Source organism: Bacillus sp. CFBP9009 (assembly GCF_036541465.1).
GTDB lineage: Bacteria > Bacillota > Bacilli > Bacillales > DSM-1321 > Peribacillus.
Genome location: NZ_JAZHFU010000002.1, coordinates 793,922 through 808,010, shown reverse-complemented (window position 1 = coordinate 808,010; position 14,089 = coordinate 793,922). Strand labels below are relative to the sequence as shown.

Annotated in this window: 12 protein-coding genes; 8 read left to right on the top strand and 4 right to left on the bottom strand. The window is 40.6% G+C overall.

Annotation, left to right across the window (positions count from 1 at the left end; translation table 11 throughout):
• Nucleotides 1-24: 24 nt before the first annotated feature.
• The 7 genes from V3595_RS09050 to V3595_RS09020 all read left to right on the top strand — a co-directional run bounded on the left by V3595_RS09050 (nucleotide 25) and on the right by V3595_RS09020 (nucleotide 8,836).
• Nucleotides 25-714, top strand: coding sequence for a DUF1028 domain-containing protein (locus tag V3595_RS09050; protein WP_485906695.1), 690 nt, complete (start codon nucleotides 25-27; stop codon nucleotides 712-714).
• A 36-nt stretch (nucleotides 715-750) separates the two neighbouring features.
• On the top strand, nucleotides 751-1,992 hold the full coding sequence (locus V3595_RS09045) for a M20 family metallo-hydrolase (RefSeq protein WP_485906693.1): 1,242 nt from the start codon (nucleotides 751-753) through the stop codon (nucleotides 1,990-1,992).
• 206 nt (nucleotides 1,993-2,198) lie between these two features.
• Nucleotides 2,199-3,623 (top strand): aspartate ammonia-lyase, encoded by a 1,425-nt coding sequence (aspA, locus tag V3595_RS09040; protein ID WP_485906691.1) that lies wholly within the window; start codon nucleotides 2,199-2,201, stop codon nucleotides 3,621-3,623.
• A gap of 404 nt (nucleotides 3,624-4,027) precedes the next feature.
• Complete coding sequence (gene nhaC, locus V3595_RS09035; RefSeq protein WP_485906690.1) at nucleotides 4,028-5,488, top strand: Na+/H+ antiporter NhaC; 1,461 nt, start codon at nucleotides 4,028-4,030, stop codon at nucleotides 5,486-5,488.
• 171 nt (nucleotides 5,489-5,659) lie between these two features.
• Entirely contained in the window at nucleotides 5,660-7,039 is a 1,380-nt protein-coding gene (locus tag V3595_RS09030) for an aminotransferase family protein (protein WP_485906689.1), read from the top strand.
• Nucleotides 7,040-7,123: 84 nt separating this feature from the next.
• Nucleotides 7,124-8,605 carry an aldehyde dehydrogenase family protein gene (locus V3595_RS09025; RefSeq protein ID WP_485906688.1) on the top strand — a complete coding sequence of 494 codons (1,482 nt, stop codon included), beginning with the start codon at nucleotides 7,124-7,126 and terminating at the stop codon, nucleotides 8,603-8,605.
• A gap of 9 nt (nucleotides 8,606-8,614) precedes the next feature.
• Nucleotides 8,615-8,836 carry a hypothetical protein gene (locus V3595_RS09020; protein WP_485906687.1) on the top strand — a complete coding sequence of 74 codons (222 nt, stop codon included), beginning with the start codon at nucleotides 8,615-8,617 and terminating at the stop codon, nucleotides 8,834-8,836.
• 87 nt (nucleotides 8,837-8,923) lie between these two features.
• On the opposite strand, the gene V3595_RS09015 is transcribed toward V3595_RS09020, so the two are convergent.
• The 4 genes from V3595_RS09015 to hppD all read right to left on the bottom strand — a co-directional run bounded on the left by V3595_RS09015 (nucleotide 8,924) and on the right by hppD (nucleotide 13,551).
• Nucleotides 8,924-10,081, bottom strand: coding sequence for a homogentisate 1,2-dioxygenase (locus V3595_RS09015; protein ID WP_485906686.1), 1,158 nt, complete (start codon nucleotides 10,079-10,081; stop codon nucleotides 8,924-8,926).
• A gap of 50 nt (nucleotides 10,082-10,131) precedes the next feature.
• Nucleotides 10,132-11,427: a fumarylacetoacetase gene (gene fahA / locus V3595_RS09010; RefSeq protein WP_485906684.1), complete on the bottom strand. Its 1,296-nt coding sequence runs from the start codon at nucleotides 11,425-11,427 to the stop codon at nucleotides 10,132-10,134.
• Nucleotides 11,424-12,368, bottom strand: coding sequence for a hypothetical protein (locus tag V3595_RS09005; protein WP_485906682.1), 945 nt, complete (start codon nucleotides 12,366-12,368; stop codon nucleotides 11,424-11,426). The genes fahA and V3595_RS09005 overlap by 4 nt, the downstream gene beginning before the upstream one ends.
• 61 nt (nucleotides 12,369-12,429) lie before the next feature.
• Entirely contained in the window at nucleotides 12,430-13,551 is a 1,122-nt protein-coding gene (hppD, locus tag V3595_RS09000; RefSeq protein ID WP_485906680.1) for a 4-hydroxyphenylpyruvate dioxygenase, read from the bottom strand.
• Nucleotides 13,552-13,795: 244 nt separating this feature from the next.
• Between hppD and V3595_RS08995 the strand changes: the two genes are divergently transcribed.
• The gene (locus V3595_RS08995; protein WP_157830942.1) at nucleotides 13,796-14,041 is read left to right on the top strand and encodes a DUF1450 domain-containing protein; all 246 of its coding nucleotides are present in this window, start codon (nucleotides 13,796-13,798) and stop codon (nucleotides 14,039-14,041) included.
• Nucleotides 14,042-14,089: the final 48 nt, after the last annotated feature.

The following is a 14,089-nucleotide window of genomic DNA, read 5'->3' as shown; positions in this document are numbered from 1 at the left end:
CTTATTTTCAAGGGAGGAATAAAAATGAACATAACAAGTACGTTTTCTGTGGCAGGACGCTGCTCTTCAACAGGAGCCCTAGGAGCTATTGTCACTTCCAGCAGCCCCGCTGTTGGCGCAAGATGTCCCTGGGTCAAATCGAATATAGGTGTCATCCTGACACAAAATGTCACAGATCCTAGACTAGCAGACATAGGACTTTCAGCTTTGGAAACAGGTTACGGTGCCGAGGCATCGATTCGGACAATGGTGGCTGCCTCGGACTTCCCTGATTTTAGACAGCTGGCTGTTGTCGATGCTAACGGGGGATCAGGCGTGTTTACAGGTGAAAAAGCGCTTGGAGTATACGGGGACTATTATGCCACTGATGTTGCCAGCATCGGTAACCTATTAAGCAATCCAGAAATCCCAAAAGCGATGGGCCAACATTTTCTTAAACAGAAGGAACTCTCTTTACCCGAGCGGTTAATTTCAGCTCTTGAACTCGGTTTTAACATGGGAGGGGAGCTTGATCAAGAACATTCGATTGCACTTTTGGTCTATCATCCGGATACGCCGTTCGCTTATGTAGATCTGCGTGTTGATTATAGCGATGATCCACTAAATGATTTGAAAAAACTATGGGAGATTTATAGTCCGCAAGCAGAAAATTATAAATCCAGGGCAATTGAGCCGGAACTCGCACCTTCCTATGGGGTAAAAGGTGACGAATAAAGAAGTTGCTAGGAGAAAGTGAGGGAGTGAGCAGCTATGAAAATCAATATTAACCGATTACTGTCGGACATCAAGGAGTATGCTGAATACGGAAAAGATGATCAAGGAGGAGTGACAAGACCCAGTTTTTCACAAGCTGATCATGAAGTGCGAGCACGGTTTATTAAGGAATTAGAGAATATGGATTTAAAGGTCACTATTGACGGGGCCGCTAATATTTGGGGAAGGCACAAGGGGAATGGAAACAAACAAGGCAGTATCGTTATTGGTTCTCACCTTGATTCAGTTCCGAATGGAGGCAAATATGATGGCCCGTTAGGTGTACTTATGGCGAAAGAAATTATAAAAACACTAATTGAAAATAACGTGATTCTTGACCATGACTTGGAAATCGTTTCATTTACGGCTGAAGAATCGAATGATTTTAACTTATCGACGTTTGGAAGCCGTTCTTTCGTCGGCAAATTAAAAATCGAAATGCTGCAAGATGTCTTTGATTCAACAGGTGCCCGTCTTAGTGATGAACTCATTAAAGCCGGGGGAGGCCTTGATAAATTCCCGATGATGACGGAAATGGGAAAGAACAAAAAGGCTTTTATTGAACTGCACATTGAGCAGGGACAGCGATTGGAAAGTGAAAATATAGCTATGGCTTTCATCAACAGAGTTGTCGGAACTTATCGAAGTAAAGTAAGGGTTATCGGGCAGTCCAATCACTCGGGTACGACATTGATGGAACATAGAAAGGATGCATTGACTGCTGTAGCTGAAATGATTCTTGAAGTGGAACGTCATTGCCAAGGAAGTGGCAGCAGTGTAGTTGGAACGGTCGGCAAATTGACTGTCTTTCCGAATGCGGCAAATATTATTCCAGGACAAATTGATTTTATCTATGAAGTCAGAGGAGAAACAGAAGAGAAGATTCAACATAAGGTTAACGTTATACAGAGTGCTTGGGAAGAAATAGTGAGAAAAAGAAAGGTGGACGTTCAGCAACAGATTTTTCTTGATCAAAAACCAGTTGTTTTAGATGAGGATATTGTTCAAATATTACAAAGCACAGCTAAGGAGATGGAAGAGCCTTTTATGACGTTCCCCAGTATGGCAATACATGATGCCGCTCATATGGCAATGATTACAAAATCAGCTATGGTCTTCGTGAAAAGCATTGATGGGAAAAGTCATTGTCCTGAAGAATACAGTCTGCCTAAGGATATTGAAAAAGCCGGAAACTTAATTCTGCAGGGAATTATGAACATTGATCGGGAATTGACGTAGAAATCCACCGTTTATTAGTTCAAGTTTTCATATAGTAAAGCAGCTTTACATGATGGCACCGACTATTTTTATGAGGGACCTTTGCATTTTTAAGCAAATAAGCTCCTTGCTATTGTGGCCCCTAAAAGAAATATTGCTCCGTTCCTTTACGGAAAATGATAGAGTTATGACCTCTATTATTTAATAAGAGACAAGGTGGAATCAGCATGCTTAAGGATAATGGGCGTATTGAAAAAGACTTTCTAGGTGAAAGAGAGGTGCCGATGCAGGCGTATTACGGGATTCAAACAATACGTGCAATTCAGAACTTCCCTATTTCTGGCTATCGCATTCATGAGGAATTAATAAAAGCGTTTGCCATGGTAAAGAAAGCGGCAGCTATGTCCAATATGAAGACTAAGCGATTATTCGATGGTCTTGGTAAAGTGATCGTTCAGGTAACAGATGAAATAATGGAAGGTAAATGGAACGACCAGTTTATCGTTGACCCCATTCAAGGGGGAGCAGGGACATCCATGAATATGAATGTAAATGAAGTGATCACCAACCGTGCACTTGAATTACTCGGTCATGAAAAGGGATCCTACAGCCATTTAAGTCCCAATAGCCATGTGAATATGTCGCAATCAACTAATGATGTATTTCCAACAGCGATTCATATTGCAACGCTTAGTCTATTAGAAAAGTTACTAGAAACATTGCAGTACATGTATCTGGAATTCAAGAAAAAGGCGCAACAGTTTGATCATGTCATTAAAATGGGACGTACACACCTTCAAGATGCCGTTCCGATTCGCCTTGGGCAAGAGTTTGAGGCCTATAGCCGGGTACTGGAGCGGGATATTTACCGTATAAAGAAATCACGTCTTCATTTATATGAAGTGAATATAGGAGCAACGGCAGTGGGGACGGGCTTAAATGCAGATTCGCTTTATATTGAGTATGTGGTAAAGTACCTGACGGAAATTAGCGGGTTTCCATTAGTCCATGCAGAGCATCTTGTAGACGCTACTCAGAATACAGATGCTTATACAGAAGTATCCGCTGCATTGAAAGTATGTATGATCAACATGTCAAAAATTGCGAATGACTTACGTTTGATGGCATCTGGGCCACGTGCAGGCTTTTCTGAGATTTCACTTCCAACCCGTCAGCCAGGTTCATCCATTATGCCGGGTAAGGTGAATCCAGTCATGCCAGAACTCATCAATCAAATAGCCTTCCAGGTCATTGGAAATGACCATACCATTTGTCTTGCTTCAGAAGCTGGCCAATTTGAATTAAATGTAATGGAGCCTGTGCTTGTTTTTAATTTACTTCAATCAATCAGTTTAATGAATAATGGGTTCCGTGTATTTACCGGATATTGTCTTTCAGGTATCGAGGCAAATGAAGATCGCCTAAAAGGATATGTAGAAAAAAGCGTAGGCATTATTACCGCAGTTAATCCTCATATCGGATATGAGGTTGCCGCACGCATCGCAAAAGAAGCAATCGAAAATGGAAAATCCGTTCGTGAATTATGCCTGCAATATGATGTCCTAACAGAAGAAGAACTAGATTTGATTTTAAACCCTTACGAAATGACCGAACCGGGTATTGCTGGTGCAGTACTGTTAGATTTAGAGTAAATCTGGATTGACATCCAAGATTTATTACCGAGCAATTGTTAACTCTCAGCTGAAACTATAAATAAATAGATAGTGGCATCAGGATAATAGTAAGGTAGCTTTTGAAATGAATATACTTGTAGGTTCATCTTCTTAATTCATCGAATTGCAAAAACAATCTGGAGATTTCATAATCGGATAAAAATGTATGGCTTTAGAGAATAATTAGAGTTAAATTCTATTATGGTAGCTTTTTAATTAAATGAAGCTAAATTTTAAAAAAGTCAGGGGGATTGATTAATGGCATTTTTAACTGACAAACGCTCATTTTAACCGTTTAAGATTGTAAGCGCTATCAACTTTTAAGAAAATTCTTAGATAGTAATCGAAACTTGGAGTTAAAAAGTAAACGGGGAGTGAAATGAGTGAAACAGGAAAACAATGTGAATGTGGTAAAAACCCCTTCTATATGGCTTGCTTTAATACCAATCGTGTTTATGGCGTGTGCCCTGGCAATCGGAATTGGTGTTTATGGTGCTGATCCACATGTACCCCTTTTAATAAGTACGGTCGTTGCTGTAATCGTCGCTTTGAAACTAGGTCATAATTGGAATTCAATTGAAGAACACTTAGTAAAAACAATTAGTGTATCAATCAAAGCCTTATTGATTCTGGTGATAATCGGGGCGTTCATTGGAGCGTGGATGGCATCTGGAATTGTGCCCTCGATGGTTTATTATGGATTAGGCGTCGTATCCCCAACGTATTTTCTTGTTACAGCCTGCATCATTTCAGTTCTAGTCAGCATTGCTGGAAATGCCTGGTTCGCTGCCGGTACGATTGGAGTAGCGTTAATGGGGATTGGGCAGGGCTTGGGTGTTCCATTACCGATGGTTGCTGGTGCAGTCGTCTCAGGTGTTTATTTTGGTGATAAGATGAGTCCTTTATCGGATGTGACGAATTTCACCTCGGCGGTTGTGGGTGTCGACCTTTTTGAACACATTAGGAACCTAATGAACACTACTGTCCCCACACTCATTATTTCGCTAATGTTGTATACGTTACTCGGGTTCGAATTCCGTGGAGAAGGTGCAGATTTATCACAGGCTGAAAAGATTCAAGGAATTCTTTCAGATCAATTTGTTATCTCACCGTTTTTATTAATTCCGTTACTTTTTATTGCGTTAATTTTCATTTTGAAGATACCGGCAATTCCTGGGTTGACAGTCGGGGTCCTTATTGGTGGGGCTTGTTCCCTAGTTGTCCAAAAAACTTCGTTAGGTAATATGATTAACATCATGAATAATGGTTATTCTGCCGAAACCGGTTACAAAGTTACGGATGAATTGTTAAACCAAGGTGGAATTCAAGATATGATGTATACGGTATCTTTAATCCTTATTGCTTTATCATTTGGCGCTATTCTCGAAAAGGCGAAAATATTGGAAACTCTTCTTGGGTCGCTGCTTAGGAAAGTAAAACGGACAGGCAGCTTGATCACAGCGACTGCTGGTACGTGTATCGCTTCAAACGTCGTTGGGTGTGACCAATTCATGTCCGTTATTATCCCTGGACGCATGTATTTGAATGAATATAAAAAACGGGGGCTTCATCCGAAATTGCTTGGACGTACATTGGAAGATTGCGGGACAGTGACAGCAAGTCTTATCCCATGGACCACTTGTGGTATTTTTATGTTTTCCGTTCTGGGTGTTTCTCCGGTTGAATATGCTCCGTATGCATTCTTTTGCTATATCAGTACTTTTGTCGCTATCGCTTATGGATATTTAAATATAAAAATTAACCGTTTAGAAGTTGAAGAACTAGCTGGAAAAAGGAGTGACAAAAAAGGTCAAGATCTCGAATCTTCTTTTCCAATGGAATAAAAACATAAAATAACCACTAGATTGATTATTCAGATTATTGACAATAATCTAATTATACTATATATTTTTATTTAAGGAATAATTCCTTAATTATTCTCAATATAAACTTTACTAGGTTAATAGTTGAAAGTGTTTGAATTTAAATAGTTATTACATTGGGAGGTATGGAACATGGTTGTTTCTAAAACCGAGTCGAAAATCGAAAAGTTAATTGAATCAGACAAAAAGCATTATCTTCATCCAACGACTGTACCTAAATTGTTTATTGAAAATGGCCCGAAAATAATTTTTCACGAAGGGAATGGGATCCGGGTAACGGACATTAAAGGTGATACATATATTGATGGCGCTTCCATGCTTTGGAATGTAAATTTAGGGCATGGAAACAAGGAACTTGCGCAGGCTTCATATGACCAGATGGCCACTCTTGCTTACAGTTCTTCATTCTATGGCTACTCCAATGAAAAAGCTGTTCGCCTGGCGGAAAAAGTAGTTTCCATTGCACCTGGAGATTTAAGTGCCATATTTTTCACATCCGGTGGGTCGGAATCAAACGATACAGCTTTTAAACTAGCACGTTTTTATTGGAATTTAAAAGGTCGTCCAACTAAGAAAAAAATCTTATCGATAAGCCGTAGCTACCATGGTGCAACGGTTTCTGCTGGAACAGCGACTGGCATAGATGCTTTCCATAGTTTTGCAGGTTCAAGGGATGCCGATATGGTGATGGCAAAATCACATTTGACTAATTGTGAGCTTGGCGATAAAAATGATCCGAATTATGAAGGATGCATTCGTGATGTCATTGAAAAAGAAGGAGCGGAAACCATCGCTGCCCTTATCCTTGAACCAATTCAAGGTGCAGGAGGTGTTCACGTTTCACCTGATGGTTATTTAAAAGCAGTTAAAGCCCTATGTGAAGAAAATGATATCCTGATGATTTCTGATGAAGTCATTTGTGGATTTGGCCGTACCGGTAAAATGTTCGGTGTCGATAACTGGGACGTTGTACCTGATATCATGAGTGTAGCAAAAGGGATTACGAGCGGTTATGCACAGCTTGGCGGCGTGTTGGTTAATAAAGAAATCAGAGATACTATCGTTCAATATGATCAAATATTAGGTCATGGCTTTACTTATAGCGGACATCCAACAGCTTGTGCCGTTGGATTGAAAACGATTGAAATTCTTGAGCGCGACAACATTCTTGATAACGTTAACAACATGGAGAAGGAGCTGAAGAAAGGGTTTGACTACTTAACGGATAAACACCGGTATTTCACGAAATCAAGGGCGGTCGGCTTGCTTGCCGGATTTGAGCTTCAGCAGGACCGTGATTTAGATGCACCATTTGCAGAATCAGTCAAACCAGCTTCGTTTGTCGTTGATCAGTGCTTCAAACGCAAATTGATTTTAAGAGCTGCAGACTTTGAAAAGGGCAAGGATATTGTTGCCATTGCTCCGCCGCTTATCATAAATAAACAAGAAATTTCGGAAATGATCAATATCATCGATACAGCAGTAACTGGATTTAATAAAACTATTAAATAAATCATTCATACAACATGCTAGAGAGCTTGAAGGCTTAGCGGCTCGGTCTCTGGCATGTTTATTTTTAGACTGGAGGAACCAAGAATGGCGAACCAAACACTTGAAATAAGCAATAAGGTGAGTGAGTTTTTAAAAGATACGAAAAAGTTGTACATCGATGGAAAATTTGTGGAATCGTGTTCTTCAAAAACATTTGAAACAATTAATCCAGTTACTGAAGAAATATTGGCAACAGTCTATGAAGCGGAAGAAAAAGATATAGATTTGGCAGTTAAGGCAGCAAGGAAAGCATTTGATGAAGGACCATGGTCAAAAATGGGTGCCGCTGAAAGAACAAAGCTCATCTTAAAATTAGCTGACCTTATTGAAAAACATCAAGAAGAGCTGGCACAGTTAGATACTTTGGACAATGGAAAGCCAATAAATGAAACACGGACCGTCGATGTACCAGGTACGATTGAAACGTTCCAGTATTTTGCTGGTTGGGCGACAAAGAATATGGGGCAAACAATTCCTGTTTCCGGTCCATTCTTAAACTATACTCGTCACGAACCAGTCGGAGTTGTCGGACAAATTATCCCATGGAACTACCCTATTAATATGGTTTCTTGGAAAGTGGCCCCGGCCTTAGCTGCAGGTTGTACGGTTGTTTTGAAGCCCGCTGAACAGACTCCGTTATCGGCTCTTTATTTTGCTGAACTTGTTGAAAAGGCAGGTTTTCCTGCAGGTGTTGTTAACATTGTTCCTGGATTCGGTGCGAAAGCCGGTCATGCAATAGTGAATCACCCAGATGTAAATAAAGTTTCGTTTACAGGCTCGACGCCTATCGGGAAGCAAATAATGAAACACGCTGCAGATTCAATGAAACGGTTGACGCTGGAGCTTGGAGGAAAGTCGCCTAATATCTTACTCCCGGATGCGGACCTTTCAAAAGCGATTCCCGGCGTGTTCAACGGCATTATGTTCAATCAAGGGGAAGTTTGCAGTGCTGGATCGAGAGTATACGTTCATAAGGATCAATTTGATGAAGTCGTTTCCGGTATGGTTTCCCTAGCTGAAAACGTTAAGCTTGGAAATGGATTGGATACAGATACAACGATGGGGCCACTTGTTTCTAAGAAACAACAAGACCGCGTCTTTGAATTTATTAACATTGGTAAAGAAGAAGGAGCAAAGGCAGTGACAGGCGGGAGAAAATCGGATAAAGGTTTCTTTGTCGAGCCGACTATTTTTATTGATGTAGAAGAGAATATGACGATTGCAAAAGAGGAAATCTTCGGACCAGTCGTCGTTGTCATGCCTTACAATACTGTGGATGAAGTAATTGAACGTGCGAATAACTCTCCATACGGTTTAGGTGCAGGTATCTGGACAGAGAACGTGAAAATGGCACATAAAGTTGCTAATCAATTAAAATCAGGAAATATATGGATTAATTGCTATGATGTAATAGACCCAGCTTCTCCTTTTGGAGGATATAAACAGTCTGGTTTTGGTAGGGATTTAAGTGCCTATGCTTTGGAAAGTTATACCGAGGTGAAGAGTGTTTGGGTGAATTTGGAGTGAAAATAGTAAATGGTGAAATCTCGTATCAAGCCGAATATCGCTATTGAAAAGAACAAAGATATAAAAGAAAAGCAGTTTACAGATTGGCTTAATGCTTTGGAATCTATATCAGTCTTCGGTTTTTTAGAAAATAAAGAACTAGAGGAAAAAGTCGCAGACTTGCTGAAGAACTATTATGACAACAAAAGCGCCGGAGCTAGGATTCTTGCTCCGGCTTTATTTCATGATTGATATTGTGATGAACTGATCTGCCTAGGGGGAGTAAATCGTTCATGGTTTGTTATCAAAGGTAGAAAAATGTTAAAGAAACCTCAGCTATTATTTTGGCAGCCAGCTGCTCATATATGCATCATCTTCTATAGCGTGTGCTTCTTTTACGATATACAGCGGACGGAATGTATCGACCATGACTGCCAATTCACGCGTTTCTTTTTTACCGATACTCGCTTCAATTTTGCCAGGATGTGGTCCATGTGGTAAACCGCTTGGATGAAGGGTAATCGATCCTGTTTCTATGCCGCGGCGGCTCATAAAGTCACCATCCACATAATATAGGACTTCATCACTTTCCACATTGCTGTGGACATATGGAGCAGGGATGGCTTCCGGATGATAGTCATACATACGTGGTACAAATGAACATAGAACATAATTATGTGCTTCAAACGTCTGATGTACTGGCGGTGGCTGATGAACACGTCCGGTTATTGGTTCAAAATCATGAATGCTGAACGCATAAGGGAAGAGATAACCATCCCATCCAACCGCATCAAGCGGATGAAAATCATACGTATAGGATGTGATCATGCCTTGTGCCCGCACTCTGATTTCATATTCTCCTTTTTCATCTTTAGGCTCCAATTTTTCTGGTGTCCGGAAATCACGTTCGCAATAAGGTGAGTGCTCAAGAAGTTGGCCAAACTCATTGCGATAGCGCTTTGGCGGTACGATCGATGAATTAGATTCAAGGATGAAAAAGCGAGCTTCTTCTGTTTCCAAGACGACGCGATACGTTGTGCCAATCGGAATGATTAGGTAGTCACCTGGCCCAAAGCTTAGTTCACCGAAAATACTTTCGATCTTGCCTTTTCCTTCATGGACAAACAACATTTCATCACCTTCACCGTTTCGATAAAAGTAATTCATTTGCTGGTTAGGGCGTGCAACGCCAAGTGCTACATCATCGTTTGCCATGAAAATTTTGCGAGATTCAAGAAAATCGCCGCCAACTTCCGTATTCCATGTCCGGAAATGACGATGTTTTAATGCATCTTTTTCTTCATATTCATAACGGACATCGCGAATTTTTTGTGCTTTTTTTACTTGTGTTGGCTGATTGATATGATAAATGAGTGACTGAATACTAGAGAAACCTTTCGTACCCATCAATTGTTCATAATATAGGCTTCCGTCCTCCTGACGAAACTGAGTATGACGTTTATGAGGAATGCGACCCATTTTAACATAATGTGTCATTGCCAAAACTCCTTCCATGTAACTGTCTTTTACATTTAGTATATTAGTTGCTACATCTTCACTTTTTGGGTACCTAAAATCTTTGCCTCCGAAAGGGCTGGCAAAACTTGACCGCTTACTTCACCAAATCCAATTCGATACCCATCTCCTTGACACCAGCCACTGATAGTCAACTTGTCCCCATCCTCAATCCAGCTTCGTTCGCCCCCGCCTTTAAGTTTAAGCGGTTCTGTGCCGCGCCATGAAAGTTCAAGGAGGCTGCCTCGTTCTTCACGGCTTGGACCGCTGATAGTTCCAGATCCATGCATGTCACCAGGACGCATATTACAGCCTGTAATGGTGTGGTGAGCCACTTGCTGAGCGATTGACCAATACATATAGCTAAAGTTGGTATTCGTAATTCTGGTTGCTTGTTCTGTATTTTCTGGTGTCAAATGAACTTCAAGGTTAATATTAAATGCCCCATCTTTTGTTTGCTGCAAGTAGGTAAATGGTTCTGGATCCTGTTGGGGTCCAGCAGTACGAAAAGGTTCCAGTGCTTCTAGCGGCACAACCCAAGGCGAAATGGATGTAGCAAAGTTTTTAGAAAGAAATGGGCCAAGAGGCTGGTACTCCCATGCTTGTATATCACGTGCACTCCAGTCATTTACTAGAACGAGCCCGAAAACATGATCTTCAGCCTGAATAACTGGAATTGGTTCTCCAAGAGGATTGCTAGGTCCAATAAACCAGCCCATCTCAAGTTCGAAATCAAGCTGTATAGAAGGACCAAATACTGGATAATCTGCATCCTTCGGTTTGCGCTGTCCCGAAGGACGCCGCACCTGGGTACCACTTGGAACGATCGAACTTGCCCGTCCATGATATCCAATCGGCAAGTGTGTCCAGTTTGACATGAGGGCATTATCTTTCCCTCTAAAAATTGTCCCCACATTGGTTGCGTGCTCTCTGGAGGCATAGAAATCTGTATAGTCTCCAATGTCTGCTGGCAGAAGCATCTCTACATCTGCCAATGGGTGAAACGCTTTCAGACGAAGCTCTTCATTATCTCGTAAATCAGACGTTTTCGAATCCAAAAGATATTGAAGTTTGGTACGTACAGCAGTCCAAACCGGACGGCCAAGTGACATAAATTGATTAAGCGAGGAAGAGGAAAAGATATTTTTTCCTTCTGCACCTGTCCCACTTAGCAATCCAACTTCATCGATTACAGATAAATCAAGAACATAATCACCGATGGCTGTACCGGCACGGGGGCTTTGCCCTTTTTTTTTGAAAATGCCGTATGGCAAGTTTTGAATTGGAAAATGTGATTCTGGTGTTGTCTCAATAAAGGAATGTTTCATCTTACTGCCTCCCCATGAAAAATAGTAAGCTCTCCTAGTTCCTCCCGAGGCTCGTTAAAGCTGCAGCTTCCATAGGAAGCTGCAAAGAAACTGCGTGCTTTGATGATCTCGGCCGAACTGACCGTCAAATCGCGCCAGGAAAGCGAGTCTGTTGTAAATGAAAAATTTGTTGGGTCTTTATCAAGTAAAATGGCTTGAATGGTTGCTGTATTAACCGAACGGCTATATGCCATAATAGAAGCGGTAAATACGTTAACAAAACCATGCATATGTGTTTTTACTTCTGTTCGGTACTGGCGTATCGGATGGTGCAGACCAGCTGTGAATTTAAGTGGCAGTTCTCGTTTCTGGCATTCGTGAATAACAAATGCTGCTTGATTGACAGTAGGAAACAAATTAGCCGTGATTCCACCCATGCGCATTTTGATACCTATACGTTTTAGGGATTTTTGGTTAATCGAATTGATAGTATCCAATGTGTTTAGAAGTTGATCATTCATCCCTGTCATTTCGCAATAAATGGGATAACTCCCAGTTTGTTTTTCAAGATTCTCTAAGAATGAAGAATTAACCTGTATTGGAAGCGGAAATTCGATTGCTTCTATGGATCCAGCTGTTTTATATGTTTCTAAAAAAAGACGAATAGCTTCCATTTCGGTTTCGATTTCTTCGAATTTCGTTAAAATAACAGATAACCGAAGTGGATATTTGTCATTAAATAGAGCTTTAAATGATTTAAGTTCACTCAATCGTGAAGCAGGAATAACAAACGGGCCAAGCATCCAGCTGTCCGAATCATGGATGTATGCATGAAAATTTGAAATAGCTTCTGGAAGAGGAAGTGCAGCCGGTGGAAATAGACCTGCATAATCAATGAGTTCTGTCATAAAATGACTGACCGCTTCTTCTCTCCACTTTACATTTACTTTTGTTAACAACAACCTCAACACCTCCTATAAAAGGAGGCCATACCGCGAGAGACAACGGTATGACCGTTCCCGATCAAATATTTCCGCGAAGTTCTTGCTCGCGTTCAATCGATTCAAACAATGCTTTAAAGTTTCCGTCGCCGAATCCAAGTGCACCTTTACGCTGTATGATTTCAATAAACAGTGTTGGACGATCAACAAGTGGTTTAGTAAAGATTTGAAGCAAGTATCCTTCATCATCACGATCGACCAGAATATTAAGTTCTTGAAGTCGTTTCACATCTTCATCAATATCTCCTACACGATTGGCAAGTTCTTTATAATAAGTCTCAGGGGTGTTTAAAAATTCCACACCATTTTCTTTGAGTGCAGCCACCGTGCCGATGATATCGTTTGTCAAAAGGGCAAGATGCTGAACGCCCGGTCCATTATAGTAATCTAGGTATTCTTGAATTTGAGACTTTCGCTTTCCTTCCGCAGGCTCATTAATTGGGAACTTAATGCGTCCTGTTCCATTCATCATAACTTTTGACATTAGGGCAGAGTACTCGGTCGAAATGTCTTCATCATCAAAATGCTTCAGAACAGTAAAACCGAATGCCTTTTCATAATAGTTTGTCCATTCTTCCATAACTTCCACATTACCAACAAGGTGGTCAACACCAATTAATCCGGTTGGTTGAGATCCAAGGGTGTTCTCGCGAGCTTCAAACCCTGGCATAAATACGCCTTTATAATCGACTGATTCCACAAGCGTATGAATTGTATCCCCATATGTACCTAATATCGCTTTTTTCACCTTGCCGTTTTCATCTTCTTCCACCCATGGTTCCCGAAGAGCGATGCCACCTCGTTCAATCGCACCCGCATATGTTTTATCTAGATCCTTTACGAGGAGGGCGATATCTTTTACACCCTCGCCATGAAGTTTTATAAACTCGGCAACGTCTGTATTGTCTGATAGGGTACCTGTTAAAATCAATCGGATAGCGCCCTGTTCCATTACGTAAGATACACGGTCACGGGAACCTGTTTCTAATCCTTTATATGCTACAAGTTTGAAACCGAAAGATTTCGCATAGTAATAAGCAGCCTGCTTTGCGTTTCCTGTATAGATTTCTACGTAATGAACACTCTTTACCGGGAACAATTCTTCTTTTTTAGTTTTAGGTGATGCTACCATTTTTTCGGCCATTTTAACCTCTCCCTTATCATTTTTAACTTTAAGAAACAGAATTTTCAAAATTAGATTCTGTAATGTTTCACATCTTAATCTATAAAAATTCATCGCGCAAATATGTGTTTTAACGCGTTTAGTATTTATGGCATAAGTCTTTTAAACCGTTAAAGCGAATATGCGTTTGAGTGTACTCTTGCAAACTTTTGGTTAATCCAATTAAAATGTTGGCAACAAAAACCGAAGGGGAGGGGAGTTAACCATGAAAATTAACGTAAAGTTCTGTCCATGTAATTTCGAAGACGAGTTGGAAACTATGAAGGGAAAATTAATTGAGCGCACCGATTTGGAGGTTATTGAGGAAAGGTGCTTGTTATATTGCGGCCAATGTTTGATGGAGCCATTCGCACTTATAAATGGTGAAAATATTGTCGCAGACGATCCGGATGAACTTTATAAAAAAATCGATCAATATGTGGCTAACATTAAACTAGGGGAAATCGTGTAAAACAGAAAGAAAATAATAATTGATAGATGTTTTGATCGAGAATTATAT